Here is a 24,820-nt window from a genome sequence, read left to right as displayed (position 1 = left end):
CCCCACGACGTCGACCCGCGACCGACGTCCTCCGGCGTGCGCCCGCGCATCCCCACAGGAGGACCCATGTCCGACATCCTCGATCCCCAGACCACCGCCGAGGTCGCCCCCGAGCTCGCCGGGGCGGAGCTGGAGGCCACCGGGACCGTCCCGCAGGTCGACGCCGCCGAGCCCGCCGCCCCCGAGGCCCCGGCCGAGCCCGCCGGCCCCACCTTCCTGGACCTCGGCCTGGACGCCCGCGTGCTGGCCGCCGTCGAGGACCTGGGCTACACCCGCCCCTCGCCGATCCAGGAGGCGACCATCCCGCTGCTGCTGGACGGCCGCGACGTCGTGGGCCTGGCCCAGACCGGCACCGGCAAGACCGGCGCGTTCGCGCTGCCGGCCCTGTCCCGCCTCGCCGAGACCACGGACGTGACCGGGCGCGCGGACACCCCGCAGGTGCTCGCGCTCGCCCCGACCCGCGAGCTCGCCCTCCAGGTGGCCGACGCCTTCGACAGCTACGCCAAGCATCTCGACGACGTCTCCGTGCTCGCGGTCTACGGCGGCTCCCCGTACGGCCCGCAGCTGGCCGGACTGCGGCGGGGCGCGCAGGTCGTCGTCGGCACGCCGGGCCGCGTGATCGACCACCTCGAGCGCGGCTCGCTGGACCTCTCCGACCTGCAGACCCTCGTGCTGGACGAGGCGGACGAGATGCTGCGCATGGGCTTCGCGGAGGAGGTGGACCGCATCCTCGCCTCCACCCCGGACACGAAGCAGACCGCGCTGTTCTCGGCCACCATGCCGCCGGCCATCCGCCGCATCTCCGCGCAGTACCTGAACTCCCCGGAGGAGGTGGCCGTGTCCCGCCAGTCCACGACGTCCGCCACCATCCGCCAGCGCTACCTGCAGGTGGGCCACCAGTACAAGCTCGAGGCCATGACCCGCATCCTCGAGACCGAGGACCACGAGGGCGTGATCGCCTTCGTGCGCACCCGTGCCGGCACCGAGGAGCTCGCCCAGAAGCTCACGCGCGCCGGGTTCAAGGCCGTGGCCATCTCCGGTGACATCGCCCAGAAGCAGCGCGAGAAGACCGTCGAGGACCTGAAGGCCGGCCGCGTGGACATCCTCGTGGCCACCGACGTCGCCGCCCGCGGCCTCGACGTCGAGCGCATCTCGCTCGTGGTCAACTACGACATTCCGCAGGACGCGGAGTCCTACGTGCACCGCATCGGCCGCACCGGCCGCGCCGGCCGGCAGGGCGACGCCGTGCTCTTCATGACCCCGCGCGAGCGCTTCCTGCTCAAGCAGATCGAGCGGACCACCCGCCAGCAGGTCGAGGAGATGGCCGTGCCCTCCGTCGCCGACGTCAACGCGGCCCGCAAGCGCCGCTTCGCCGACGGCATCACCCGCACCCTCGAGCGCGCCTCGGAGGAGGAGCTGGCGGTGTTCGGTGAGATCGTCGCCGCGTACGTCGACGAGCACGAGGTCGAGCCGGCGCGTGTGGCCGCCGCGCTGGGCATGATGGCCCAGGGCGGCCGCCCGCTGCTGGCCCGCGAACAGGAGATCCCGTCCGGCGGCGGCCGGGGCCGCAAGGACCGCGACGGCGGTCGCGAGGGTGGGCGCGACGGCGGCCGTGAGCGCGGCGCGAGCGACGGCCGCGGCTCGCGTGGCCCGGCCCGGGAGCCCGCGGCCGGCAACGCGACGTACTGGATCGCCGTCGGCCACCAGGACCGTGTGCGGCCGGGCAACATCGTGGGCGCGCTGGCGAACGAGGTGGGCCTGCCCGCCTCGGCCATCGGCGCGATCGACCTGCGTGGCAACCACTCGCTCGTCGAGCTGCCGGCAGACCTGACCTCGGCCCAGCTCGAGGCCGCGGCCAACGCCGAGATCAACGGCCGTCGCCTCGGCCTGCGCAAGGACACCGGCCGCCCGACCCGCGCCGAGCGCGACGGCGAGGACCGCGGTGAGCGCCGCGGCGGCTTCTGCAAGGACCGCGGCGAGCGCGGCGAGCGCGGCGGCTTCCGCGGGGACCGCGACGGCGGCCAGCGCGGCGGGTACCGCAAGGACCGGGACGACCGCGGCTCCCGCGAGGATCGTGGCGGCTTCCGCAAGGACCGGGACGACCGCGGCTTCCGCGGCGACCGCGGGGGACGCCCCGGCGGCCGCAAGCCCCGCTGGGGCGCCCAGGAGCGCTCGGATCGGGGCGCCCGCCGCTGATCCGGCCGGGGTGCGGACCCCGCCGGAGGCCGTGACCGGGGCCGATTTTGCATGGGCCCCGGGGCCCTGGTAGAGTCTCACCTCGTTGCCCCGATAGCTCAGTGGTAGAGCGCCATCTTGGTAAGATGGAGGTCCCGGGATCGATTCCCGGTCGGGGCTCTGACATGAGAGCCCGCCCTCGCGGCGTGAAAACCGTGAGTGCGGGCGTTCTCGTGTCGTGGCGGCGTAGCTCAGCTGGTTAGAGCGCACGACTCATAATCGTGAGGTCGGGGGATCGAGTCCCCCCGCCGCTACGGAATCGGACGGACCCGGTCACCTCCTCGGAGGGGCCGGGTCCTTTCGCGTTCCGGGGCCCGTCCGTCGCCCCGGTAGCCTGGCGGGCATGTCCACGCGTCGCCCCGCCCACCAGCCCGCCCGCGGCACCGCCGCGCCCCGCGGCTTCGTCTCCCCGTGGGAGCACGGCTCCCGGCTGTACCGGACCCTCGTGCTGATCGGCTCCGCGCTGTTCCTCGTGGGCATCGTGCTGGCGGTCGTCGGCGGGACCACCGGACGCCTCGCCGTCTCCGGGACCGCCGTGGGCGTGCTCGGCGCGGGCGTCGCCGTGCACCTGTCCGCCCAGCTCGTGCGCTTCCGCCAGGCCGCCCGCCGGCAGGGGGAGCGGCGCCCCGGCCGTTAGGCTGGACGGCAGCCGAGAACCGTCCCGCAGGAGGCCCGAGTTGAGCGTGAACCCCGACGTCGCCGGGCGGAGCTATCCGCCCGCGCCCCCCTTCCAGGTCGGTCGTGAGGCGGTCCGCGCCTTCGCCGAGGCCGTGCAGGCCCAGCATCCCGCGCACCACGACGTCGCGGCCGCCCGGGCCCTGGGACACGCCGACCTGGTCGCCCCCCCGACCTTCGCCGTCGTCATCGCCCAGCGCGCCGAGGCCGCCGTCGTCGCCGATCCCGAGCTGGGGATCGACTTCTCGCGCGTGGTCCACGCGGACGAGCGCTTCGTCCACCACCGCCCGCTGGTGGCCGGGGACGAGGTCGTGGCGACCGTGCGGGTCGAGGCCGTGAAGGCCCTCGGCGGCAACCGCATGGTCACCACCGTCACCGAGATCGCGGATCTGGACGGCGCGCCCGTCTCCACCGTCACGTCCACCCTGCTGGTCCGGGGAGAGGAGTCCTGATGAGCACCGCCCCCCGTCTGTCCGACCTCGCCCGGGGCGAGGTGGTCGGCACGCGCACCGTCACGTTCACCCGCGCCGATCTCGTCGCCTACGCGGGTGCCTCCGGCGACCGCAACCCGATCCACTGGTCCCCGTCGTTCGCCGAGCACGTCGGCCTGCCCGGCGTCATCGCCCACGGGATGCTCACCATGGGCGCGGCCGTGCAGCTCGTCTCGGACTGGGCGGGCGACCCGGGCGCCGTCGTCGACTACCAGACCCGCTTCACCGGCATGGTGCCCGTCGCCGACACCACGGGGCGCACGGACGACGACGGCGCGCCCGTCCCCGGCGCCACGCTCGAGGTCGTCGGCACGGTCGGGGCCGTGGACGAGGCCGCCGGGACCGTGCGGATCGACCTGAACGTCACCAACCCGGACGCGGCAAAGCCGCGCGTGCTGACCAAGGCGCAGGCCGTGGTCCGTCTGGCCGACCCCGCGGGGGAGAGCGCGTGAGCGAGCGGCTGGCGGACCACACCACCACCCGCGTCGGCGGGCCTGCGCGCGCGTGGGTCACCGCGCGCACCGAGGCCGAGGCGATCGAGGCCGTGCGCGCCGCCGACGCGGCGGGCGAGCCCCTGTTCGTCCTCGGCGGCGGTTCCAACACCCTCATGGCGGACGCCGGCTTCCCCGGCACCGTCGTGCGGCTGGCCTTCGAGGGCATCCACGTGCTGGACGGGCCGGCGCCCGGCGAGGGTGAGGCGCCGCCCGCCGGCGACGGGGCCCGGTCCGCGGACCACGAGGGGGAGGCCGTCGTCGTGCGCGTCGCGGCGGGCCACCCGTGGGACGACGCCGTCGCATGGACCGTGGCGCACGGGCTCGGCGGGATCGAGGCGCTCTCGGGCATCCCGGGCTCGGCCGGCGCGACGCCCGTGCAGAACGTCGGCGCGTACGGTGCGGACGTCTCGCAGGTGCTCGTCGCCCTGCGCGCGTGGGACCGGGAGGCGGGGGACGTCGTCGAGCTGACGCCCGCGGATTTGCGCCTCGGCTACCGCGACTCCGTGATCAAGCGCTCCATGCTGGAGACCGGCGCGCCGAGTCCCCGGTGGATCGTGCTCTCGATCGACCTGCGGCTGCGTCGCGCCTCCTCCGACGCCGAGCCGACGGCGCCGGTCCGCTACGGGCAGCTGGCGGCCGCGCTCGACGTCGAGGAGGGCGCCCATGCCCCGCTCGCGGTGGTCCGCCGCGAGGTGCTGGCCCTGCGGGCCGCCAAGGGGATGGTGTCCGACCCGGCGGACCCGGACACGTGGTCCACGGGCAGCTACTTCACGAACCCGATCGTGCCCGCGTCCGTGCGGGCCTCCCTGCCCGAGGGCGCCCCGGCGTTCGCCGCCGGGGAGGCCGAGGACGGGACGCCGCTCGTGAAGCTCTCGGCGGCCTGGCTGATCGATCGCGCGGGCTTCGCGAAGGGCTTCGGGCTGCCCGAGGTCGGGCCCCGCGAGGGCGGTCCGGACGGCCGCGGAGTCGACGGCACCGGCCTGGCCGGGGGCCGCGCGTCGGTGTCCACGAAGCACACCCTCGCCATGACCAACCGCGGCGACGCGACCACCGAGGACGTCCTGACGATCGCGCGCACCGTGCGCGACGGCGTGCGCGAACGCTTCGGCGTCGAGCTGCACCCCGAGCCGATGATCATCGGCACCAGCCTCTGACCCCTCACTTTCGTTCGGGAAACGGCGCCCCCAGGAGTGCTTTCGTTCGGGAAACGGCGCGCCTTGGCGGCGCGGGCGCCGTTTCCCGAACGACAACGTGCGAACACCCGCCGTTTCCCGAACGAAAACGGGGGCCGGGGGTACGGGGGCCGGGGCTGGGCCGGGTGCGCGCCGCGGCGCCGGCGTCGCGGCTCAGAGGTTGCCGGTGGCGATCATCAGCATGCGGCGCACGGGCTCGGCCGCACCCCACAGCAGCTGGTCGCCGACGGTGAACGCCGAGAGGTACTCGGGACCCATGTTGAGCTTGCGCAGCCGACCGACGGGGATCTGCAGGGTGCCGGTCGCGGCGATCGGGGTCAGGTCGGTGACCGTGGCCTCCTTGGTGTTCGGCACCACCTGCACCCACTCGTTGTCCGCGGCGATGATCTGCTCGACCTCGTCCAGCGGCACGTCCCGGGTGAGCTTGAGGGTGAGGGCCTGCGAGTGGGAGCGCATGGCGCCGATCCGCACGCACAGCGAGTCGAACGGGATCCGGTCCGCCCCGGTCAGTCCGAGCACCTTGTTGGTCTCGTCGTAGGCCTTGCGCTCCTCGCGGGAGACGCCGTCGCCCAGGTCGGAGTCGATCCAGGGGATCAGCGAGCCACCCAGCGGCACGCCGAACTGCGTCGAGTCCAGGCCGCCGCGCTGCAGCTCGATCACCTTGCGGTCGATCTCGAGGATCGCCGACGCCGGATCGGCCAGCTCGGCCCGCACCGCGCCGCCCAGCTCGGCGTACTGGGTGAGCAGCTCGCGCATGTGCCGGGCGCCGCCGCCGGAGGCCGCCTGGTAGGTCATGGCGGTGCCCCACTCGACCAGGCCCGCCTTGAACAGGCCACCCAGGCCCATGAGCATGCAGGAGACGGTGCAGTTGCCGCCGATGAAGTCCTTCGTCCCGTTCGCCAGGGCGGCGTCGATCACGCCGCGGTTCACGGGGTCCAGTGCGATCACGGAGGTGTCCGCCATGCGCAGGGTGGAGGCGGCGTCGATCCAGATGCCGTCCCAGCCGGCGGCGCGCAGCTTCGGGTACACGGCCTGCGTGTAGTCCCCGCCCTGCGCGGTGAGGATCACGGGCAGGGCCGTGAGTGCGTCCACGTCGTACGCGTCCTGGAGCACGCCCGGGTCGCCGGCCATGCCCTCGCGCACGGGCGCGGGGCCGCCGGCGTTGGACGTGGAGAAGAAGACGGGATGGACGCGGGCGAAGTCGCCCTCCTCGGCCATGCGCTGCAGGAGGACGGACCCCACCATGCCGCGCCAGCCGACCAGGCCCACGGTGGGCACGGCGGCCGCGTCGGGGGCGTTCACAGATGCGGGGGCAGCGGAAGTCATGCCCTCCAGGCTAGCTGTTGTGGGTCATGAGGTTCTTGCCACGGGGTACGGGCTGAGATGAGACGAGTGGGCCTCTCCCGCAGGATGGAAGTTCCTCAACAACCCACCTGCCCGAAAAGACCCACTCATGACTCACGCTAACGCACCCCTGACCCCGACCGGCCGTCTCAGGATGGTCCACCGCCACCTGCACGACGGGATCCCGCAGGCGCACGTGGCCGCCGAGTTCCGGGTGAGCCGGCCCACGGTGGCCACCTGGGTGGCCCGCTACCGCGCCGAGGGCGAGGCCGGCCTTCAGGACCTGCCCAGCCGGCCGCACCGTTCACCTGCCCAGCTCGATCCGGTCCTGGTCGCCCAGATCCACGCCCTGCGGCGGGAGCGCAAGTGGTCCGCACGGCGCATCCATCACCACCTCGTCTCCGAGGGCCACCGGGTGTGTCTTCGTACCGTGGGACGGTGGCTGCACCGACTCGGGATCTCCCGCCTACGGGACCTGACCCCGGCCGGAGAAGACCTGCGCCAACGACCACAGAAGATCACCGCGAGAGGGCCGGGGCACATGGTGCACCTGGATGTGAAGAAGATCGGGAAGATCCCAGACGGGGGCGGCTGGCGCACCCACGGACGTGAAAGTGAAGCAGGCCGTGCTTCCAAGCGCGGGCCTGGCCGGCGGGTCGGCTACACCTACCTGCACTCGGCGATCGACGGGTTCACCCGGCTGGCCTACACCGAGGCGTTGGAGGACGAGCGGGCGGCCACGACCGTGAGCTTCTACTGCCGGGCGCGGGCGTTCTTCGCCGCCCACGGCATCACCGTGGACCGGGTGATCACGGACAACGGAAACAACTACCGGGCTGCGGACTTCACCGCCAAGGTGGTCTCGCTCGGGGGCCGGCACCACCGGATCCGCCCCTACACCCCGCGCCATAACGGGAAGGTCGAGCGGTACAACCGGCTGATGGTCGATGAGGTCCTCTACGCCCGCCCGTATACCTCAGAGACAGCTCGGCGTGAGGCGCTGGCCGTGTGGGTGAACCACTACAACTACCATCGGCCTCATACCTCCTGCGGGAACGCCCCGCCGGCCTCGTTGGCCCCGGCCCGAGTCAACAACGTCATGCCCTCCTACAGCTAGCGGCCCTGCTGCGCGCGCTTCCGCTTGTTCCACGCGATGAGACCGCCCACGGCGAACACCTGGGTCAGCACGAGCAGGAACACCAGCCCGGCGGTGGTCTTGCCCTGCAGCACGAGGATCAGCCCGAACACGGCGCACACGAACGCCAGCACGGGCAGGGCGACGAGCGCGAGGAACGTGACCGCCTGCGGGGAGAGCAGACGCTGGTCGGAGTCGGTCGGGGCCATGTCAGTCGCGTTCCCATCGTTCGAAGCGGTGGCGCGGGCCGGAGGCGGAGTCCAGCCACGCGTCGGGGGCGGGGTCGACGGCGGTGCGCCGCCAGCGGGCGTCGAGCAGCGGGGCGTGCGTGTCGCCGTCGACGTCCGCGTCGATCACGGTCACCTCGGCGCGGGAGGCCACGTCGAGGGCCTGCTCGTAGAGCGTCGCCCCGCCGATCACCCACACGGTGTCACAGCCGTCGGCCTCGGCCGCGGCGGACAGGGCCGCCCCGAAGTCCGGCACGACGACGGCACCCGCGGCCCGCAGCTCCGCGCCGGCCTCCTCGGTGGCCGTCAGGGTGCGGGAGACCACGATGTTCGTGCGCCCGGGCAGCGGGCGGAAGCGCGCCGGGAACGACTCCCACGTGCGCCGGCCCATGATCACGGGGTGGCCGTGCGTGTGGGCCCGGAAGTGGGCGAGGTCCTCGGGGACGTGCCACGGCATGGTGCCGTCGCGGCCGATGACGCGCTCGGGGGTCTGGGCCCAGATCATGGCGATCACGGGCTCGGTGGGACGGGTGGCCCGGCTCATGGGTCGCTGCGCATCCTCGGCTCAGACGGCGATCGGCGCCGTGATGGTGGGGTGGTGACGGTAGTCGAGGACCTCGAAGTCGTCGTAGTCGTAGTCGAAGATCGACGCGGGGGTGCGCCGCAGCCGCAGCCGCGGGTACGGGTACGGCTCGCGGGAGAGCTGCTCGCGTACCTGCTCCTCGTGGTTCGCGTAGATGTGCACGTCCCCGCCGGTCCACACGAACTCGCCGGGCGTCAGCCCGGTCTGCTGCGCGACCATCACCGTGAGCAGCGCGTACGAGGCGATGTTGAACGGCACGCCGAGGAACAGGTCCGCCGAGCGCTGGTAGAGCTGGCACGAGAGCCGCCCGGGGGCGCCGTCCTGACCGGGGGAGACGTAGAACTGGAACAGCGCGTGGCACGGCGGCAGCGCCATCTCGTCCACCTCGGCGGGGTTCCACGCGGTGACGATGTGCCGGCGCGAGTCGGGGTTCGTCCGGACCTGCTCCACGACCTTGGCGATCTGGTCGATGTGGCCCCCGTCCGGGGTGGGCCACGAGCGCCACTGCACGCCGTAGACGGGGCCGAGCTCGCCGTCCTCGTCCGCCCACTCGTTCCAGATCCGCACGCCGCGCTCCTGGAGCCACCGCACGTTCGAGTCCCCGCGCAGGAACCACAGCAGCTCGAGCGCGACCGACTTGAAGTGCACGCGCTTGGTGGTGATCAGCGGGAAGGACTCGGCCAGGTCGAAGCGCAGCTGGCGACCGAACACGCTGCGCGTGCCCGTGCCGGTCCGGTCCGTCTTGACGACCCCGTGGGCCATCACGTCGGCGAGGAGGTCCTCGTAGGGGGTGGGGATGCTCACCTGGCCCACTCTAGCGATCCGAGCGGACGCGCTGAGCGTCGTCGACGGCCCGGCGGAGGCGGGTACCGGCAGGGCAGGGCCCCGCCCCCGGTCAGCCGTGGAAGACCATGTCCTGGTACTCGGGGTAGCGGCGCAGGTAGTCCTCCACGTAGGAGCACTCGGGCACGATCCGGTCACCCTCCGCGCGCAGCCGGTCCAGGACCATGGTCACGAGGGCGCGGGCGAAGCCGCGGCGGCCGAACTGCTCGTCGATGATGGTGTGCTGCAGGCGCAGGACCACGGTGTCCTCGCCGTCCGCGCCGCGCACGGTCTCCTGGTCGTAGCCGAGGAACCCGATGAAAGTCCCGTCCTGGCGCAGCTCGAAGCGCTGACGGTCCGGGTCCCGGGTCACCGTGAGGCGCTCGTGGACGATCTTCTCGGGCTGGCTCTGGGCGGCGGTGTTCTCCATGACCCGAGCCTAGGGCCGGGGGCGGGCCCGCTCAACGGTGGCCCGGTCGCGCGGGCGGCTCAGTCGTCCCAGGGGTCGTAGACCTCGACGGCCACCACGTCGCCGTCGAGGTCGAGCGCGCGGTGCGCCACGAGCACAGCGCCGGGCCGCAGCCACGGGTCCTCGGTCGGCAGGGCCCGCAGCACGCGGTCCGCCTGGCCGGCGGCCGCGTCCTCGACCACCTCGAACAGCGTCGGCAGCACCGGCCGGTGCGTGCACACGACCAGCGGCCGGGAGCGGCCCATGAGCTCGGCCATCACCTTGCGGGTCTTCTTGGGCTTCTCCCGGGCCGTGGTCTCCGTGAACGCGCCCTTGGTCTTCAGCGGCAGCCGGCTGGACTTCACGAGCGGGGCCAGCGTCTCCACGCAGCGGCGCCACGGGGAGGAGACCAGCCGCTCCGGCCGCCAGGCCGACACGAGGCCCTCGACAGCGAGCGCCTGCCGCCGGCCCGTCGCCGCCAGCGGGCGCTCCTGCTCGGCGCGGGACCACGAGGAGCGGGGCTTGGCCTTGGCGTGGCGCAGCACCAGCAGCGGCACGGTCCGCAGGCGCCCCCGGGAGGCGGCACGCAGCAGCAGCTCGAGCGGTTCGCGATCCGAGTCGTTCGTCAGCAGCCGCCGGGCCTCGTCCGGCCCGACCCAGCGGACCTCGTCCACCTCGTCGCCGTCGGGCAGGGCGCGCTGGCCGTCGACCTCGGCGGCCCAGTACCAGACCTCCTTGCTCAGACGTGCGCCCCGCTTGCCGGGCACCTCGTACGCGGTCACGCACAGCGGGATGCCCGGCCGCAGCTCCAGGCCGACCTCCTCGCGCAGCTCGCGCACCGCGCACTCCGGCAGCGTCTCACCCGGATCGAGCTTGCCCTTGGGCCACGACCAGTCGTCGTAGCGCGGCCGGTGGATCACCATCACCTCGAGGCCGCCGGGCACGCGGCGCCACGGCAGCATGCCGGCGGCCAGCACCTCGGCGCGGGGGCCTTCCGAGACACGGTCCTCCGTGGACCAGCGGGCGACGCGGTCGGCGTGGGACGAGGGCATGGGGCGGGTTCCTCTCGGGTGCGGCGGCCGCGACGACTGCTGGGGCAGGGCACGGGGCGTGGCCGACCCCGCGGGGGCCGGCCCCACCAGGATACGAGGCCGCCGGGATGTGCCCGGCCGGTCCCCGCCCGAGGGTCTCAGGGGCGGCGGTACTGGGCGTCGGCGGCGAACAGCTCGAAGCCGAGGGACGCGTAGAGCGTGACGGCGGCCGTGTTGTCCGCGTCCACGTACAGGTCCACGACGTCGACCCCCTGCTCCGCCATCCGGTGCAGCCCCGCCAGGGTGAGGGCCCGACCGAGGCCGAGGCCCTGGGCGTCGGGGGAGACGCCCACGGCGTACACCTCCCCGACGCGCGGGCCGTCGGCTCCGGCATCCGGCTCCACCTTCGTCCAGTGGAAGCCGAGCAGCCGCCCGTCCGCCTCGCGGGCGGCGAGCAGGAGGCCGTCGGCGTCGAACCAGTCCTCCGCCATGCGGTCGTCGAGGTCGGCGCGGGTCAGGCTGCCCTGTTCGGGGTGGTCCGCGAAGGCGGCGGCGTTCACGTCCAGCCAGGCCTGCTCGTCCTGGCCGGGGACGAAGCCGCGCAGGGTGACCCCGTCGGCGAGCCGCACCTCCGGCAGGGCGGCGAGCGCCGCGTGCGACAGGCGCATCCGGCGCAGCTCGCGGACGGGCTCGAGGCCGTGCCGCCGGGCGAGCCGGACCGCCCCCGGGAGCATGCCGTGGGCCCAGACGCTCGTGGTGTCCTCCCGCGCCAGGTCTCGGACCGCGGCGGCCGCGGCGTCGGCCAGGGCCGTCCCCCGGCCGATGCGGCGTGCCGCCGGGTCGACGACGAGCTCGAGCACGGCCGCCGTGCCCTCGGGCACGAGCACGGCCGCCCCGTCGATCGCCCCGTCCGGGCCCCGGGTGGCCCCCCACCAGAGCTGCCCGCCGCGGGCGAGCAGCACGCGCGTCTGGTCCGACAGCGGGGGATGGCCGTCCGCCGCCCCGGCGCGGTCGGCCAGGTCCAGGACGGCGCTCGCCTCCTCCGGGCGCGGGGTGACGACGCGCGGCATGCCGTCGGCGTCGGAGGTCGTGGGGGTGGGGTGTTCGGCCATGCCGGCCACCCTACGGAAGGAGGACGGTGGCCCGCGAGGTGCGCCCCGCCGTCGCCCGCCCAGGGCCGAGCCGGTGCGCACCTGGCAGGATGGGGCAGGTGATGCGCTTGTCCATGGCCCTGAGTGCGGCCGTCGCCGCCCTCGTCCTGGGCGGTGCCGCGTTGCTGGGCCCGGTCCCCGCCGCCCTCGCCGCCGCCGTCGTGATCCTGGTCATCGCCTGGGGCTGGCCGCGGCAGATGGGGGCGCCCGCGCGCCTCTCGCTCAGCGTCACCCTGGCCGTCGCCGGGGGCGCCGCGGTGCTGCTCATGCTGCTGTGGCCGCCGCTCGAGGACGGCCACAGCGGGGCCTGGACGCTCTTCGAGCCGCTCGCCGTCGTCGTCGCCTGGAGCACCATGGCCTCGTTTGTCGTCCAGCTGGTGCGCGGGACCGGCCGGCCGCTGCGCCTCGAGTCCACCGTCGCCACGATGGGCGGGGCGTTCATGGCCGTCGTGACGGCGTGCTGGGTGGCCGTCTCACGCTGGACCGACACCCCCGCGGTCGCCGGGCTGGTCATCACGCTGGCGGTCACGGTGGCCGCGGTCTCCCTCGTCGGCCTCACCCCGTGGATGCAGGGCCGGCCGGGAGTCCTGGCGCTCGTCGTCATCCCCCTCGGCACGGTGCTCGCCTGGCCCGTCTCGGCGCTGGCCGGCGTGGGCGCCCGGGACCGGCCGGCCGTCACGGCCGCGGCGCTCGCGGTGGCCGTGCTGGTGTCCCTGACCGCCGCCACGGCGCCGTCGTCGCGGCCGCGACCCGAGGACCGGCCGGTGGGCACCACCCTGCGCCCGCGCCGGGCGGGCTACGCCCTCGCGTTGGCGCCCGTGGGCGCGGCCGGCGTCGTGGCGCACGTCATGGTGGGCTTCCTGGCCTGACAGGTCGGGCCCGCTCGGTAGGATGTCCCGCATGGATACCCTTCTTGCGCTCGAGATCTTCTTCCTGGCCCTCGTGGTCCTGGCCGGCCTGGGCATGGCCGCCGTCGCCGCGGTCGTCATCAGCGGCCTCTTCAAGGGCCAGCGCTGAGGACGCGCGGCCCGCTGTCGGGCCGCGCCGTGATCTGCCATGGCGACTGAACTCCCCTATGACCTCACCCCCGAGCTCGCGCCCCTGTCCTGGCTCATCGGCAGCTGGGAGGGCCAGGGTCGCCTCGGCGACGGCTCCGCCGGCACCGAGATCTTCTACCAGCGGGTGGACTTCACCGAGCACGGTCTGCCGTTCGTCGAGTACCGCGCGGAGTCGTGGCTGTGCGAGGCGGACGGCACGTTGCTGCGTCCGCTGACCGTGGAGTCCGGCTTCTGGCAGGTGGACCGGGCGCGGCGCGACGGCGACGTCGGCCCCGGCATGCGCCCGGCGGACATCGTCCCCGCGTTCCGCTCCGCCGAGGACGTCGAGCGGCTGCGCGCCGGCGACGAGGGCTTCGGCCTGACCGCCACCATCACGCATCCGGGCTCGCTGTCCGAGCTGTACTACGGCCGCATCAAGGGCCCGCAGCTGCAGCTGGCCACGGACGCGGTCCTGAGTGGCTCCGCCGCCGGCCCGTACCACCGGGCCACCCGCATGGCCGGTCTCGTGAACGGGCAGCTGTTCTGGCGCTGGGACGTCGCGGACGCCGCGGGCGCCGAGCTCGAGGCGCACGCCTCCGCCATCCTGGACCGCATGCCGAGCGCGGCCGAGGGTCGGCTCGCCCCGGGGGCCGAGCGTCCTCGCGGGGCTCGCGGGGAGCAGTCGTGACAGCCTCCCGCAGCCCGCTGTTGGACCTGGCCGTGGCCGAGCCGCAGGGGCCGGCCGGTGGCGCCGTCGAGGGCCTCGGCCCGGACGCCGGCGTCGCCGCGCACTACGGTCGCCCCCTGCCCGAGCAGCGCGCCCTCGCCCGGGGCCGCGCCCTGGTGGACCTCTCCCACCGGGCCGTGCTCTCCGTGTCCGGCCCGGACCGGCTGAGCTGGCTGCACACGCTCGGCACGCAGCACGTCGAGACGCTGCCCCCCGGCACGAGCACCGAGATCCTCTTCCTCGACGTGCAGGGGCGGATCGAGCACGCCGCCCACCTGCTCGAGGACGGCGCCGCGGCCTGGCTCGTCACGGACCGCGAGGACGGCCCGGGCCTCGCCGCGTGGCTCACCTCGATGCGCTTCTCCCACGACGTCACGCTGCGGGACCACACCGGGGCGGTCGCCGTCGTGGGCGCCACCGCGCCCGTGCCCGGCTGGGAGGACCGCACCGTGTGGCTGGACCCGTGGCCGCGCGTCGGGGCGGGCGGCTGGGCCTACACGGCCGATCCGGATCCGGCGACCCACCCGGGTGCGGACTGGTCCTGGCGCGAGTACCTCGTCACCCGGGCCGACCTCGAGGCCACCGTCCGCGCGCTCGGCACGGGCGTGCTCGCGGGCTGGTCCCTGGCGGGCACGACGGCGGCCGAGGCGCTGCGCATCGAGGCCGGCCGCCCCCGCCGGGCCCTCGACGTGGACGACCGCGCGATCCCGCACGAGCTGGACCTGCTGCGCACCGCCGTGCACCTCGAGAAGGGCTGCTACCGCGGTCAGGAGACCGTGGCGCGCGTGCACAACCTGGGCCGCCCGCCCCGCCGCCTCACCCGCCTGCTCCTGGACGGCTCCGTCCACGCGCTCCCCGAGCACGGTGCCCCCGTGATCCTCCGGCCGGCCGAGGACACGCCCGAGGCCCGCGCCGCCGCCCGTCCGGTGGGGACGGTCACCGCCGCGGCCCAGCACCATGAGGCGGGCGCCGTCGCCCTGGCGCTGCTCAAGCGCACGGTGCCCGTGGACGCCGAGCTGCTGGTCCGCGAGGACGCTCCCGGCGAGGACGGTGCCGCCGAGGGCGGCTGGATCGCCGCGAGCCAGGAGCCGCTCGTGTCCCCGGACGCCGGGCAGGTCGTCGGCCGACCGCGCGGCGTGGGCCGCCTGCGCTGACCGACTCGCCGGCTCAGTCCAGCGCGAGGACGGTCCGCGTGCCCGCCGCCTCCAGCCCGACGGCGATCGCCACGTGGTGCGCGGCCGTGTGGCCCGCCGGCACCTCGGCGAACGGCAGCAGCCCCTCCAGCGCCGCCCGGTCCATCGCCACGGCCACCGCGTAGCGGCCGAGCCCACGACCGCGCAGCCGCGGTGGGGTGAGGGTGCCCAGCGAGGCCAGCACGCCGCCCGTCACGCGATGCCCCGCCGCCGCCACCGCGGCTTCGATCGCCCGTCCCGCGCCGTCGTCGGGAACGAGCGCGACCGAGGACTCCCAGGAGGGGACACCCGCCTCGGCCACGTCGTCTGCGGGGGCCTGCGCGACCACGGCGTGGACGTGGGCGGGGTCGTCGGACACGTTGACGGTGCGCGAGGGGTCGACCGGCGGCGGTTCCTCGGCGGCGTAGAGCGTGAACTCGCCGCGGGAGCGCACGGCCTCCCCGGCGGCGGCGCGCACCGCCGTCCGCAGCAGGGCCGACTCCACGCCCAGCGCCTCGGCGGGCACGCCGCGGCAGGCACGCGTGAACCACGCCGGCCCCGCCACGACGGTGGCCCAGGGCAGGGCCAGCACCTCCGCCTCGGCGACGCCCTGCCGGGCCACCTCGATGCGGCGCGGCTCGGCGCCCGCCGCCGGGGCGTCGCCGGGCAGGAGCGCGGTGTCGGGCAGGCCGAGCCGACGCGCCAGCCCGAGGGCCAGCACGCCGACGGCGGGGTGGTCGGGTCTCACCGGCCGAACAGGATCTTCGCCTCGTCGTAGCGGGAGACCGGCACCTTCTTGAGGCCCTTGAGGGCGGCGCTCATGGGGATGGAGATGATCTCCGTGCCGTTGGCCGCCACCATCTGTCCCCAGCGGCGCTGGGCGACGAGGTCGACGGCGCCCATGCCGAAGCGCGTGGAGAGCACGCGGTCCGTGGCGGTGGGGGCGCCGCCGCGCTGGATGTGGCCCAGGATGGTGCTGCGCGTCTCGATGCCCGTCATCTCCTCGATCTCGCGGGTCACCCACTCGCCGATGCCGCCCAGACGCGGCCGGCCGGACGCCTCGACCCCGGCCTCGGCCAGCGGATCGTCGTGGCCCTCGGGGACGAAGCCCTCCGCCACCACGACCAGCGGGGAGCGACCGCGGTCGTGGACCTGCTGCACCCACTCGGCGACCTGGGACATCGGGGTGCGGACCTCGGGGATGAGGATCGCGTGGGCGCCGGCGGCCATGCCCGAGTGCAGGGCGATCCAGCCGACGTGGCGGCCCATGACCTCGGCGACCATGCAGCGGTGGTGGGACTCGCCCGTGGTGCGCAGCCGGTCCATGGCGTCCGTGGCGATCTGCACGGCCGTGTCGAAGCCGAACGTGTAGTCGGTGCCCTGCAGGTCGTTGTCGATCGTCTTGGGCACGCCCACGATCGGCAGCCCGTCCGCGGCCAGGCGGTTCGCGCCGGCCAGGGTGCCCTCGCCGCCGATCGCGATGACGGCGTCGATGTCCAGCTCGCGCAGGTTGCGGAGCATGTTCTCCGGGCCGCCGCCCTCCGCGTTGTAGGGGTGCGTGCGGGAGGTGCCGAGGATGGTGCCGCCGGTGCGGGCCAGGCCGCGCACGCGGGAGCGGGGCAGGTCCTCGACGTCCTTCTCGATCAGGCCGGACCACCCGTTGCGGATGCCCACCATCTCCATGTCGTACGACTTGATGCCGTGCAGGACGGCGGAGCGGATGACGGCGTTGAGGCCGGGGCAGTCGCCTCCGGAGGTGAGCATTCCGACGCGCATGGGGGTCCTCTCGGGCGTTCTCGTGGGGGTCGGCACCACCCTAGGCGTGCCCGCCGCGTCGCGTCAGGGGACGGGCGACGGGCGGCGGGTCAGCCGAGGGCCACGAGGACGGCGACCTGGAGGGCCGTCGCACCCACGAGGATGCCGCTCGCCGGGCCGAGGGTGCCGGGACGACGGCCGCTGAGCAGAGCGCCCAGCAGGACGGGGGCGATCACCGCGAGCGCGGCCACGAGCATCGGCACCGCCAGCAGCGTGGGGGTCGGACCGACACCGAGCAGCAGGCTGATCCCGAGGGCGGCGAGCGCGGCGAGGACGGCCCCGGCGTAGGTGGCGGCCTGCGCGATCGGCCCGAGGCGCGGCTTCGCGGCCGTGGCTGCGGACCCCGAGCCGGTCGGGGCGGTGGCTGCCCGGGGGGCCTCCTCGGCCAGGCGCGCCGCGGCTCGCCGCTCGCGGGAGTGGACGTGGTCGCGCCAGGTGCCGGTCGCGGGGTCGATCCATTCGGGGTGGAAGCCGTGCGGGTCGGTGACCTCGGCCGCCCGCTCGCGCGGACCTCCGCCGACGTACCAGGCCGGGCGCGGCACGGCGTGGCTGGGCTGGTCGGCGTCGGGGGCCCGGCCCGGGGCCACGCGGGCCTGCGCCCGGCCGTCCCAGCGGGTCACGAGCCACCAGACGAGCACGGCCAGCGCGCCCAGGCCCAGGAGGGAGCCGGGGCCGCCCACGGCCGGGGCGATGAGGGTGAACCCGGCGCCGAGCAGCAGGTTGAGGGCGCCGATCGCCCCGATCACGCCGATGGCCACGGTGGCGTCCTGCCACTCCCTGCGGCGCAGGCGGCCGAACTGCACGCGTCCGTCGGCGTCGGGGAGCACGGCCCAGGCGGCCGCGTAGGCCAGCAGGCCCAGGCCCGCGGAGACCATGCACACGGCGACGAACACGCCGCGGGCGAGCAGCGGGTCGATGCGGTAGCGCTCGGCCACCCCGCCGAGCACCCCGCCGACCCACGAGGCCGGCGAGCGGCGCACGCCCCAGCTCAGGACGGCGCGGCGCAGCCAGCCCGGCAGGGCGTCCAGTCCGTCGGGGCCGGTCTCGCCCGAGGCGGCTCCGTCGGGGGCGACGTGGGGGCCGGGGCCGGTGAACGGGTCGTGTGTGCTCGTCATGTCTCCATCCTCGTCCGCCTGCGGCCCCCGCCCATCCGGGAACTCCCGGAATCCTCCCCGGATGTGCCGCCCCGTCCGACACGGCAGGATGGGGGCATGCCCACCCCGTCCGCGCCCGCGCCGGCCCCGCGTCCGCCGTTGATGCGGCACGGGGCCGACCGTCCGGTGTCCGGCGTCGCCGCGGGGCTCGCCCGGCACCTCGGGATGCCCGCCGGCCGCGTCCGCGCGGCCCTGGCGCTGCTGAGCCTGCTGGGCGGCGCGGGCCTGGCCCTGTACGTGTGGCTCTGGCTGCTCATGCCGGAGGAGGGTCCGGACGGCGCCCCCGCCGCCGACGCCCCCACCCTGCGTGGTCGCGCCCCCGAGGTGCTCGAGCGGGTGCGCGAGGGCGGCTGGCCGGTGCTGCTGGCCGCCGTGGTGCTCGGCGTGGGCGTGCTGACCGTCGCGGACGGCCTCGGCCTCACCGTCGACTGGGCGCTCGTGGGCCCGGTGGCCGTCCTCGTGATCGGCCTCGGCCTGGCCTGGATGCAGCTCGACCTGGCGGGCGGGCCCCGGGCCGGGCGGAGCGGACGACTGGTCCGCCTCGTGCTCGGCACGGCCCTCGTGCTGCTGGCGGTGCTGGCCATCGTCCTGGGCGCCGTGAGCTCGGGCGAGCTGTGGCGGGCTCTGCTGGCCGCCGTCGCGATGCTCGCCGGCGCGGCGCTGGTGGCCATGCCCTACGCCCTGGCCTGGCTGCGCCGACGCGACGCGGAGCGGACCGCGTTCGCGGTGCAGGCCCAGCGCGCCGAGATCGCGGCGCACCTGCACGACTCGGTGCTGCAGTCCCTCGCCCTCATCCAGCGGCGCGCCCAGGACGCGGACGTGGTGGCCCGGGTGGCCCGCGCCCAGGAGCGTGAGCTGCGTCAGTTCCTCGCCCTGGACTCCCGCGGCGGCCCGCACTCCCTGGCGGAGGCGCTCGACCAGCACGCCGCCGCCGTCGAGGACGCCCACGGGGCCCGGGTGGAGGTCGTGGCCGTGGGGCGGGCCGCGGGGGCGTGGCTCGAGCCGCTCGCGGCCGCGGCACGCGAGGCCATGCAGAACGCGGCCCGGCACGCCGGCGACGCGCAGGTCTTCGCGGAGGCCGGTGAGGACGACCGCGGCCGCACCGTCGCGGAGGTGTTCGTCCGGGACCGCGGCCCCGGCTTCGACCTGCCCACGGTCCCGGCCGACCGGCTCGGCGTGCGGGAGTCGATCCTCGGCCGCATGGGCCGTGCCGGCGGGACCGCCCGCATCCGGTCCGGCCCGGGCGGCACCGAGGTCCACCTGACGCTGGCCGAGCCCGAGGGTGCGCGAGCGCGCACCGGACAGGAGCACCCATGACCGACCCCGCCCCGCGCACGGCCGTCATCGTGGACGACCACGCGATCTTCCGCTCCGGCCTGCGCGCCGACCTGGACCCGGACCGACTGGCCATTCTCGGCGAGGCCGGGGACGTGGACGAGGCCGTCCGCGCCGTGCTGGACCTGGCGCCGGATGTGGTGCTGCTGGACGTGCACCTGCCCGGCGGGGCCGGCGGCGGGGGAGCGGAGGTGGCCGAGCGTGTCCTCGCGCGCCGACCCGCGCAGCGGTTCCTGGCCCTGTCCGTCTCGGACGCGGCCGAGGACGTCGTCGCCGTGATCCGTGCGGGGGCCCGCGGCTACATCACCAAGACGGCCTCCGGCGCCGAGGTGGCGGACGCGGCGGTCCGCGTGGCCGACGGCGACGCCGTGTTCTCGCCCCGGCTGGCCGGGTTCGTCCTCGACGCCTTCCGCGGCACGGCGCCCGCGCCTCCGCCCGTCACCGCTGCGGCGGCGAGCGGGGCTGTGGCCCCCGACGAGGACCTCGACCGGCTCTCGGCACGGGAGCGGGAGGTCATGCGGCTGATCGCCCGCGGATACACCTACCGGGAGGCCGGGGCGGAGCTGTTCATCTCGGACCGCACGGTCGAGACCCACGTGTCCTCCGTGCTGCGCAAGCTCCAGCTCTCCAACCGCCACGAGCTGACCCGCTGGGCCGCGCGCCGCGGATACGCCTGAGCCCCGAGGCGCGCGGCGTCGCGGGGCTCAGGGGCGGGGTGGGCGGCTCAGGCGCTGAGCAGGGCGCGGATGCGCTCGACGCCCTCCGCGAGGTCCCCATCGCCCAGCGCATAGGACAGTCGCAGATAGCCGGACGGGCCGAACGCCTCGCCCGGGACCACGGCGACCTCCGCCTCGTCGAGGATGAAGGCGGCCAGCTCGGCCGACGTCGTGGGGGTGACGCCCCCGCGGTAGGTCTTCCCGAGCGCCTCCCGCACGTCCACGTACGCGTAGAACGCACCCTGCGGGGTGGGACAGTGGAAGCCCGGCACGGCGTCCATGGCCTCGACCATGGCCCGGCGCCGGCGGTCGAACGCCGTCTTCATCTCCGCCACGGCGTCCAACGGGCCGGCGACGGCGGCCAGCGCGGCCCGCTGCGACACGTTGGCCACATTCGAGGTGGCGTGGGACTGCAGGTTCGTGGCGGCCTTGACCACGTCCAGCGGACCGGCCATCCAGCCGACGCGCCAGCCCGTCATGGCGTAGGTCTTGGCGACGCCGTTGAGGATCACGGACTGCTCCGCCAGCTCGGGCACGGCGCGGACGATCGAGGTGAACGGCATGCCGTCGTAGGTCAGGTGCTCGTAGATCTCGTCGGTGACCACCCACAGCCCCCGCTCCCGTGCCCACCGGCCGATCGCCGCCGTCTCCTCGGGGGAGTACACGGCGCCGGTGGGGTTGGAGGGGGAGACGAACAGGAGCACCTTGGTGCGGTCCGTGACGGCCTCGTCGAGCTGGTCCACGGTGACCTTGTAGCCCTGCTCGGGGCCGGCGAACACCTCGACCGGCACGCCGCCGGCCAGGCGGATCGCCTCCGGGTAGGTGGTCCAGTAGGGGGCGGGGACGAGCACCTCGTCCTGCGGGTCCAGCAGGGCGGCGAAGGCGTTGTACACGGCCTGCTTCCCGCCGTTGGTCACGAGCACCTGGGCGGCCTCGAGGGACACGCCGGAGTCGCGCAGCGTCTTGGCCGCGATCGCCTCGCGCAGCTCGGGCAGGCCGGCGGCGGGGGAGTAGCGGTGGTTCTTCGGGTCCCGGGCCGCGGCGACGGCGGCCTCCACGATGTAGTCCGGGGTGGGGAAGTCGGGCTCGCCGGCGCCGAAGCCGATCACCGGGCGCCCGGCGGCCTTGAGCTCCTTGGCGCGGGCGTCGACGGCGAGGGTGGCGGAGGGCGCGATGGCGGACAGACGGGCGGAGACGCGGCGGGCGGGCGCGGCCATGGGGACCTTCTTCGAGCTCGACGGGGAGGGCGGGGCGGAGCGGGGCTCCGTCCTGCCAGGGTACTGACTGCCCGGGGCCCGTTCGACTCCCGCCGCCCGATGGCGTATCCTGGATCTCCGGTACCGCGATCACGGTCGATCCCGCGAGGGTTCGGCCGGCTCCGTCGGTCCGAAGGGTAGTGGCGCAATTGGTAGCGCAGCGGTCTCCAAAACCGCAGGTTGCAGGTTCGAGTCCTGTCTGCCCTGCTCGATGCCGGGCCTCGTGCTCGGCATCGGACGTGTAGAAAGCGATTCGGCGATCCGACGAGTGAGGCCACGTGACTGAGATGGCGGCGAACGGCGGGGGGCCCGCCCCCACGCCGAGCAGGCAGCGTCGCGGGCTGTTCGCGCGGATCGCGCTGTTCCTGCGCCAGGTGGTGGACGAGCTCCGCAAGGTCGTCACCCCCACGAGCGAGGAGCTGCTGCGCACGACCGGAGTGGTGCTCGCCTTCGTGGCGTTCATGATCCTGCTGGTCATGGGGCTGGACTGGGTGTTCGGCACCGTGGCGGGTCTCCTGTTCGGCGCCGGCGGCCTCTGAGCCCGGCGCGGACGGTCCCGACGTCGCAGGACGCGTCCCCCGCACGCCCGTGAGGGCCCTCCCCGACGGCAGGGCCCGCCGTCCGTCAGCAGAAAGCAGGAACCGTGTCCGAGCAGGAACTGGATCGTCAGCCCGCCGAGGAGTCCGTCCCGATGTCGGAGGACGCCGTGGCCGAGGAGACCGCCGAGACCGCGCAGGACGCCGGCACGCCCGTCGAGGACGCCCTGGACGAGGTCGCCGGCAGCGGTGACGAGACCGCCGAGGCCACCGTGCAGGAGGCCGACCTGGCCGTCGCCGAGGGCGAGGACGCACCGACCCCCGTCGAGGAGCAGTCCGACGACGAGCCCGCCGTGGACCCCGCCGAGGAGCTGCGCACCCGCCTGCGCCGCCAGCCCGGCGACTGGTACGTCGTCCACACCTACGCCGGCTACGAGAAGCGCGTGAAGACGAACCTCGAGGCCCGCATCCTGACCCAGGACATGGAGGACTCGATCTACGAGATCGAGGTCCCCATGGAGGAGGTCGTGGAGATCAAGAACACCACGCGCAAGATCGTCTCGCGCGTGCGCATCCCGGGCTACGTGCTCGTCCGCATGGACCTCGACGACGCCTCGTGGGGCGTCGTACGGCACACCCCGGGCGTCACGGGCTTCGTGGGCAACGACGCCCACCACCCGCAGCCGCTCAGCCTGGACGAGGTGTACGACATGCTCGCCCCGTCCGTGATCCAGGAGGCCGCCCGCGCCGCCGAGAAGGCCGGCCTGGCCGTCCCCGCCGCGGCCGAGTCCGGCGCGCCCGCCGCCCCCGCGATCCACGTGGACTTCGAGGTCGGCGAGTCGGTCACCGTCAACGACGGCCCGTTCGAGACCCTCCCGGCCACGATCTCCGAGATCAAGCCGGAGGCCCAGCAGCTCGTGGTGCTCGTCTCGATCTTCGAGCGCGAGACCCCCGTGACGCTGTCCTTCAACCAGGTGACCAAGGCCATCTGAGGACACCCGACGCTTCCGCACCGGGCCGGCCGCCTGCCGGCCCGGACGCGGCACCGGCCGCCGCGCCACGGCGGCCACCGCCCCCGGTGCGCTCCTGCGCCGAGGGTCCCCCAGTGAGAGAAGGATCCACTCATGGCTCCCAAGAAGAAGGTCACCGGTCTGATCAAGCTTCAGATCCAGGCCGGCGCCGCCAACCCGGCCCCGCCCATCGGCCCCGCCCTGGGCCAGCACGGCGTGAACATCATGGAGTTCTGCAAGGCGTACAACGCCGCCACCGAGTCGCAGCGCGGCAACGTGGTCCCGGTCGAGATCACCGTGTACGAGGACCGCTCGTTCACCTTCGTGACCAAGACCCCGCCGGCCGCCGAGCTCATCAAGAAGGCCGCCGGCGTCGCCAAGGGCTCCGCCACCCCGCACACGGCCAAGGTCGGCACGCTGACCCAGGCCCAGTGCGAGGAGATCGCCCAGACCAAGATGGAGGACCTGAACGCCAACGACGTCCAGGCCGCCGCCAAGATCATCGCGGGCACCGCCCGCTCGATGGGCATCACCGTCGAGGGCTGACGCCCACCCCCACCCCCTTCCAGTGGCAGGGCCGAGCGCGGTCCGCAGACCACGACTGCACAAGGAGAAGAACGCAGATGGCACAGCGCAGCAAGGCATACAAGGCGGCCAAGGCCGCGATCGGCGAGGATCTGTACTCGCCGGTGGAGGCGATCCGCCTCGCCAAGGAGACCAACCCCTCCAAGACCGACGCCACCGTGGAGGTGGCCCTCCGCCTCTCGGTCGACCCCCGCAAGGCCGACCAGATGGTCCGCGGCTCCGTGAGCCTGCCCCACGGCACCGGCAAGACCGCGCGCGTCGTCGTGTTCGCCACCGGTGACCGCGCCGAGGCCGCCCGCGCCGCCGGCGCGGACGTCGTGGGCGACGACGACCTGATCGCCCGGATCTCCGAGGGCTGGGTGGACTTCGACGCCGCCGTGGCCTCCCCGGAGCTCATGGGCAAGGTCGGCCGTCTGGGCAAGGTGCTCGGCCCCCGCAACCTGATGCCGAACCCCAAGACCGGCACCGTGACCCCGGACGTGGCCAAGGCCGTGGCCGACATCAAGGGCGGCAAGATCGACTTCCGCGTCGACAAGCACTCCAACCTGCACTTCATCATCGGCAAGACCTCCTTCGAGGCCAAGGCCCTGGTGGAGAACTACGCCGCAGCCCTCGAGGAGGTCCTGCGTCTGAAGCCGTCCTCCTCCAAGGGCCGCTACATCTCCAAGGCCACCGTGGCCACCACCTTCGGCCCGGGCGTGCCCATGGACCCGAACGTGACCTCGGTGGACTCCTCCGAGCTCTGAGCCACGCGGCCCCGGTGATCGGGGCCCACGACGTCGGCCGGTCGTCCCCGCAGCGGGGACGACCGGCCGGCGTCGTCCCGGGTCGATTTTGCGGGCCCGCCCCGGACGTGTACGCTGGTGCCTACCGAAGACCGCCGGTCGTGGTGCCCTGCCTCCGGGCAGAGCCCACCGAAGGATCTCCCTGACGGAGACGGCCCGCGCAGGTGAACGTGAGCCACGCTCGCATCCGCACGTCGACCCTCCGGGTCCGGCCGCGTCGATGCTCCTGCTGCGCCCCGTGCATCTGCACGGGGCGCTTTCTCGTCTCGGGGTGGCGGTTCCCACGCATCATCGAGAGGAGTGCCATGGCGACGTCCGCGAAGGAGTCGGCGGTGGCTGAGCTCACGGACCTGTTCCGTGAGTCCAGCGCCGCTGTTCTGACGGAATACCGTGGCCTGACGGTGACGGAGCTCAAGCAGCTGCGCGACTCCATCCGTCAGGACGCGACCTACGCCGTGGCGAAGAACACGCTGGCCGAGATCGCGGCCAAGGACGCCGGTCTGGAGGGCCTCGAGGCTCACCTGTCCGGTCCCACCGCGATCGCGTTCGTGACCGGGGACCCGGTCAACGTCGCGAAGGCCCTGCGTGACTTTGCCAAGGATCACGAGAAGCTCGTGCTCAAGGGCGGCTACATGGATGGCCAGCCCCTGGACGAGGCCGGCATCAAGAAGCTCGCGGACCTCGAGTCCCGCGAGGTGCTGCTGGCCAAGTTCGCCGGCGCGATGAAGGGCAGCATGTCCAAGGCTGCCGCCCTGTTCCAGGCGCCGCTGTCCAAGACCGTCCGCACGGTCGAGGCGCTGCGCGCCGCGCAGGGCGAGGCTGCCTGAGCAGTCCGCCCCGGGCTGCACGGCCCACCACTTCAC

Annotated in this window: 27 protein-coding genes and 3 tRNA genes; 19 read left to right on the top strand and 11 right to left on the bottom strand. The window is 74.5% G+C overall.

The features are described 5' to 3' along the window. Positions 1–66 precede the first annotated feature (66 nt). The 7 genes from AC0VX0_RS08935 (at position 67) to AC0VX0_RS08905 (ending at position 5,049) form a co-directional block, all read left to right on the top strand. A complete protein-coding gene (locus AC0VX0_RS08935) occupies positions 67–2,196 on the top strand; it encodes a DEAD/DEAH box helicase (protein WP_144819825.1) in 2,130 nt (709 codons plus the stop codon). An 87-nt stretch (positions 2,197–2,283) separates the two neighbouring features. Then, positions 2,284–2,355 (top strand) — tRNA-Thr (locus AC0VX0_RS08930). Positions 2,356–2,415: 60 nt separating this feature from the next. Continuing rightward, positions 2,416–2,489: transfer RNA gene (locus tag AC0VX0_RS08925), tRNA-Met, on the top strand. Positions 2,490–2,578: 89 nt separating this feature from the next. Then, positions 2,579–2,872 carry a hypothetical protein gene (locus tag AC0VX0_RS08920; RefSeq protein WP_377636227.1) on the top strand — a complete coding sequence of 98 codons (294 nt, stop codon included), beginning with the start codon at positions 2,579–2,581 and terminating at the stop codon, positions 2,870–2,872. Positions 2,873–2,912: 40 nt separating this feature from the next. Continuing rightward, positions 2,913–3,362 (top strand): FAS1-like dehydratase domain-containing protein, encoded by a 450-nt coding sequence (locus AC0VX0_RS08915; RefSeq protein ID WP_377636228.1) that lies wholly within the window; start codon positions 2,913–2,915, stop codon positions 3,360–3,362. Further along, positions 3,362–3,853, top strand: a complete 492-nt coding sequence (locus AC0VX0_RS08910; protein ID WP_078025942.1) for a MaoC/PaaZ C-terminal domain-containing protein — start codon at positions 3,362–3,364, stop codon at positions 3,851–3,853. Before AC0VX0_RS08915 ends, AC0VX0_RS08910 begins: the two co-directional genes overlap by 1 nt. Then, positions 3,850–5,049 (top strand): UDP-N-acetylmuramate dehydrogenase, encoded by a 1,200-nt coding sequence (locus AC0VX0_RS08905; RefSeq protein ID WP_377636230.1) that lies wholly within the window; start codon positions 3,850–3,852, stop codon positions 5,047–5,049. The genes AC0VX0_RS08910 and AC0VX0_RS08905 overlap by 4 nt, the downstream gene beginning before the upstream one ends. A gap of 192 nt (positions 5,050–5,241) precedes the next feature. On the opposite strand, the gene asd is transcribed toward AC0VX0_RS08905, so the two are convergent. Further along, a complete protein-coding gene (gene asd / locus AC0VX0_RS08900) occupies positions 5,242–6,414 on the bottom strand; it encodes an aspartate-semialdehyde dehydrogenase (RefSeq protein ID WP_051995332.1) in 1,173 nt (390 codons plus the stop codon). 127 nt (positions 6,415–6,541) lie between these two features. Here asd and AC0VX0_RS08895 point away from each other — a divergent pair, with 127 nt between their 5' ends. Continuing rightward, positions 6,542–7,549, top strand: a complete 1,008-nt coding sequence (locus AC0VX0_RS08895; protein ID WP_161787838.1) for an IS481 family transposase — start codon at positions 6,542–6,544, stop codon at positions 7,547–7,549. Here AC0VX0_RS08895 and AC0VX0_RS08890 read toward each other — a convergent pair. The 6 genes from AC0VX0_RS08890 to mshD form a co-directional block, all read right to left on the bottom strand. Further along, on the bottom strand, positions 7,546–7,776 hold the full coding sequence (locus tag AC0VX0_RS08890) for an NF038396 family protein (protein WP_036317712.1): 231 nt from the start codon (positions 7,774–7,776) through the stop codon (positions 7,546–7,548). The genes AC0VX0_RS08895 and AC0VX0_RS08890 overlap by 4 nt on opposite strands. A gap of 1 nt (position 7,777) precedes the next feature. Further along, a complete protein-coding gene (locus AC0VX0_RS08885) occupies positions 7,778–8,338 on the bottom strand; it encodes a dihydrofolate reductase (protein WP_036317714.1) in 561 nt (186 codons plus the stop codon). Positions 8,339–8,359: 21 nt separating this feature from the next. Then, positions 8,360–9,190 (bottom strand): thymidylate synthase, encoded by an 831-nt coding sequence (locus AC0VX0_RS08880; protein ID WP_377635867.1) that lies wholly within the window; start codon positions 9,188–9,190, stop codon positions 8,360–8,362. 82 nt (positions 9,191–9,272) lie between these two features. Further along, positions 9,273–9,629 carry a GNAT family N-acetyltransferase gene (locus AC0VX0_RS08875; protein ID WP_036337891.1) on the bottom strand — a complete coding sequence of 119 codons (357 nt, stop codon included), beginning with the start codon at positions 9,627–9,629 and terminating at the stop codon, positions 9,273–9,275. Between the two features lie 59 nt (positions 9,630–9,688). Beyond that, positions 9,689–10,699, bottom strand: a complete 1,011-nt coding sequence (locus AC0VX0_RS08870; RefSeq protein ID WP_061867129.1) for an NUDIX hydrolase — start codon at positions 10,697–10,699, stop codon at positions 9,689–9,691. A gap of 137 nt (positions 10,700–10,836) precedes the next feature. Next, a complete protein-coding gene (gene mshD, locus AC0VX0_RS08865; RefSeq protein WP_061873105.1) occupies positions 10,837–11,790 on the bottom strand; it encodes a mycothiol synthase in 954 nt (317 codons plus the stop codon). Positions 11,791–11,891: 101 nt separating this feature from the next. On the opposite strand from mshD, the gene AC0VX0_RS08860 reads away from it, so the two are divergent. The 3 genes from AC0VX0_RS08860 (at position 11,892) to ygfZ (ending at position 14,747) form a co-directional block, all read left to right on the top strand. Beyond that, on the top strand, positions 11,892–12,698 hold the full coding sequence (locus AC0VX0_RS08860; protein ID WP_223247462.1) for a hypothetical protein: 807 nt from the start codon (positions 11,892–11,894) through the stop codon (positions 12,696–12,698). 187 nt (positions 12,699–12,885) lie between these two features. Continuing rightward, a complete protein-coding gene (locus AC0VX0_RS08855) occupies positions 12,886–13,554 on the top strand; it encodes a nitrobindin family protein (RefSeq protein ID WP_063188690.1) in 669 nt (222 codons plus the stop codon). Beyond that, a complete protein-coding gene (gene ygfZ / locus AC0VX0_RS08850) occupies positions 13,551–14,747 on the top strand; it encodes a CAF17-like 4Fe-4S cluster assembly/insertion protein YgfZ (protein WP_102708518.1) in 1,197 nt (398 codons plus the stop codon). Before AC0VX0_RS08855 ends, ygfZ begins: the two co-directional genes overlap by 4 nt. Positions 14,748–14,760: 13 nt before the next feature. Here ygfZ and AC0VX0_RS08845 read toward each other — a convergent pair whose 3' ends face one another. From AC0VX0_RS08845 to AC0VX0_RS08835, 3 genes are all read right to left on the bottom strand, one after another. Further along, positions 14,761–15,513: a GNAT family N-acetyltransferase gene (locus AC0VX0_RS08845; protein WP_102708517.1), complete on the bottom strand. Its 753-nt coding sequence runs from the start codon at positions 15,511–15,513 to the stop codon at positions 14,761–14,763. Continuing rightward, positions 15,510–16,541 carry a 6-phosphofructokinase gene (locus AC0VX0_RS08840; protein ID WP_036317733.1) on the bottom strand — a complete coding sequence of 344 codons (1,032 nt, stop codon included), beginning with the start codon at positions 16,539–16,541 and terminating at the stop codon, positions 15,510–15,512. Before AC0VX0_RS08840 ends, AC0VX0_RS08845 begins: the two co-directional genes overlap by 4 nt. An 89-nt stretch (positions 16,542–16,630) precedes the next feature. Continuing rightward, positions 16,631–17,695 carry a PspC domain-containing protein gene (locus tag AC0VX0_RS08835; RefSeq protein ID WP_102708516.1) on the bottom strand — a complete coding sequence of 355 codons (1,065 nt, stop codon included), beginning with the start codon at positions 17,693–17,695 and terminating at the stop codon, positions 16,631–16,633. Between the two features lie 96 nt (positions 17,696–17,791). On the opposite strand from AC0VX0_RS08835, the gene AC0VX0_RS08830 reads away from it, so the two are divergent. Beyond that, positions 17,792–19,051, top strand: a complete 1,260-nt coding sequence (locus AC0VX0_RS08830; protein WP_102708515.1) for an ATP-binding protein — start codon at positions 17,792–17,794, stop codon at positions 19,049–19,051. Then, complete coding sequence (locus AC0VX0_RS08825; protein WP_102708514.1) at positions 19,048–19,746, top strand: LuxR C-terminal-related transcriptional regulator; 699 nt, start codon at positions 19,048–19,050, stop codon at positions 19,744–19,746. The genes AC0VX0_RS08830 and AC0VX0_RS08825 overlap by 4 nt, the downstream gene beginning before the upstream one ends. A gap of 47 nt (positions 19,747–19,793) precedes the next feature. Here the strand turns inward: AC0VX0_RS08825 and AC0VX0_RS08820 are convergent, their stop codons facing one another. Beyond that, positions 19,794–21,002 (bottom strand): pyridoxal phosphate-dependent aminotransferase, encoded by a 1,209-nt coding sequence (locus AC0VX0_RS08820; protein WP_102708513.1) that lies wholly within the window; start codon positions 21,000–21,002, stop codon positions 19,794–19,796. Positions 21,003–21,175: 173 nt separating this feature from the next. On the opposite strand from AC0VX0_RS08820, the gene AC0VX0_RS08815 reads away from it, so the two are divergent. From AC0VX0_RS08815 to rplJ, 6 genes are all read left to right on the top strand, one after another. Next, positions 21,176–21,248, top strand: a tRNA-Trp gene (locus AC0VX0_RS08815). Between the two features lie 80 nt (positions 21,249–21,328). Further along, positions 21,329–21,580 carry a preprotein translocase subunit SecE gene (secE, locus tag AC0VX0_RS08810; RefSeq protein WP_036317743.1) on the top strand — a complete coding sequence of 84 codons (252 nt, stop codon included), beginning with the start codon at positions 21,329–21,331 and terminating at the stop codon, positions 21,578–21,580. Between the two features lie 104 nt (positions 21,581–21,684). Then, on the top strand, positions 21,685–22,569 hold the full coding sequence (gene nusG / locus AC0VX0_RS08805; protein ID WP_036317744.1) for a transcription termination/antitermination protein NusG: 885 nt from the start codon (positions 21,685–21,687) through the stop codon (positions 22,567–22,569). Positions 22,570–22,701: 132 nt separating this feature from the next. Continuing rightward, on the top strand, positions 22,702–23,133 hold the full coding sequence (rplK, locus tag AC0VX0_RS08800) for a 50S ribosomal protein L11 (protein WP_010080374.1): 432 nt from the start codon (positions 22,702–22,704) through the stop codon (positions 23,131–23,133). Between the two features lie 77 nt (positions 23,134–23,210). Further along, the gene (gene rplA / locus AC0VX0_RS08795; protein WP_036317746.1) at positions 23,211–23,918 is read left to right on the top strand and encodes a 50S ribosomal protein L1; all 708 of its coding nucleotides are present in this window, start codon (positions 23,211–23,213) and stop codon (positions 23,916–23,918) included. Positions 23,919–24,262: 344 nt separating this feature from the next. Beyond that, the gene (rplJ, locus tag AC0VX0_RS08790; protein WP_002854782.1) at positions 24,263–24,784 is read left to right on the top strand and encodes a 50S ribosomal protein L10; all 522 of its coding nucleotides are present in this window, start codon (positions 24,263–24,265) and stop codon (positions 24,782–24,784) included. Positions 24,785–24,820: the final 36 nt, after the last annotated feature.

This window comes from Micrococcus sp. iso_26, assembly GCF_056172975.1.
The sequence above is the reverse complement of the archived record's forward strand: the minus strand, read 5'-3'. Positions and strand labels throughout refer to the sequence as shown.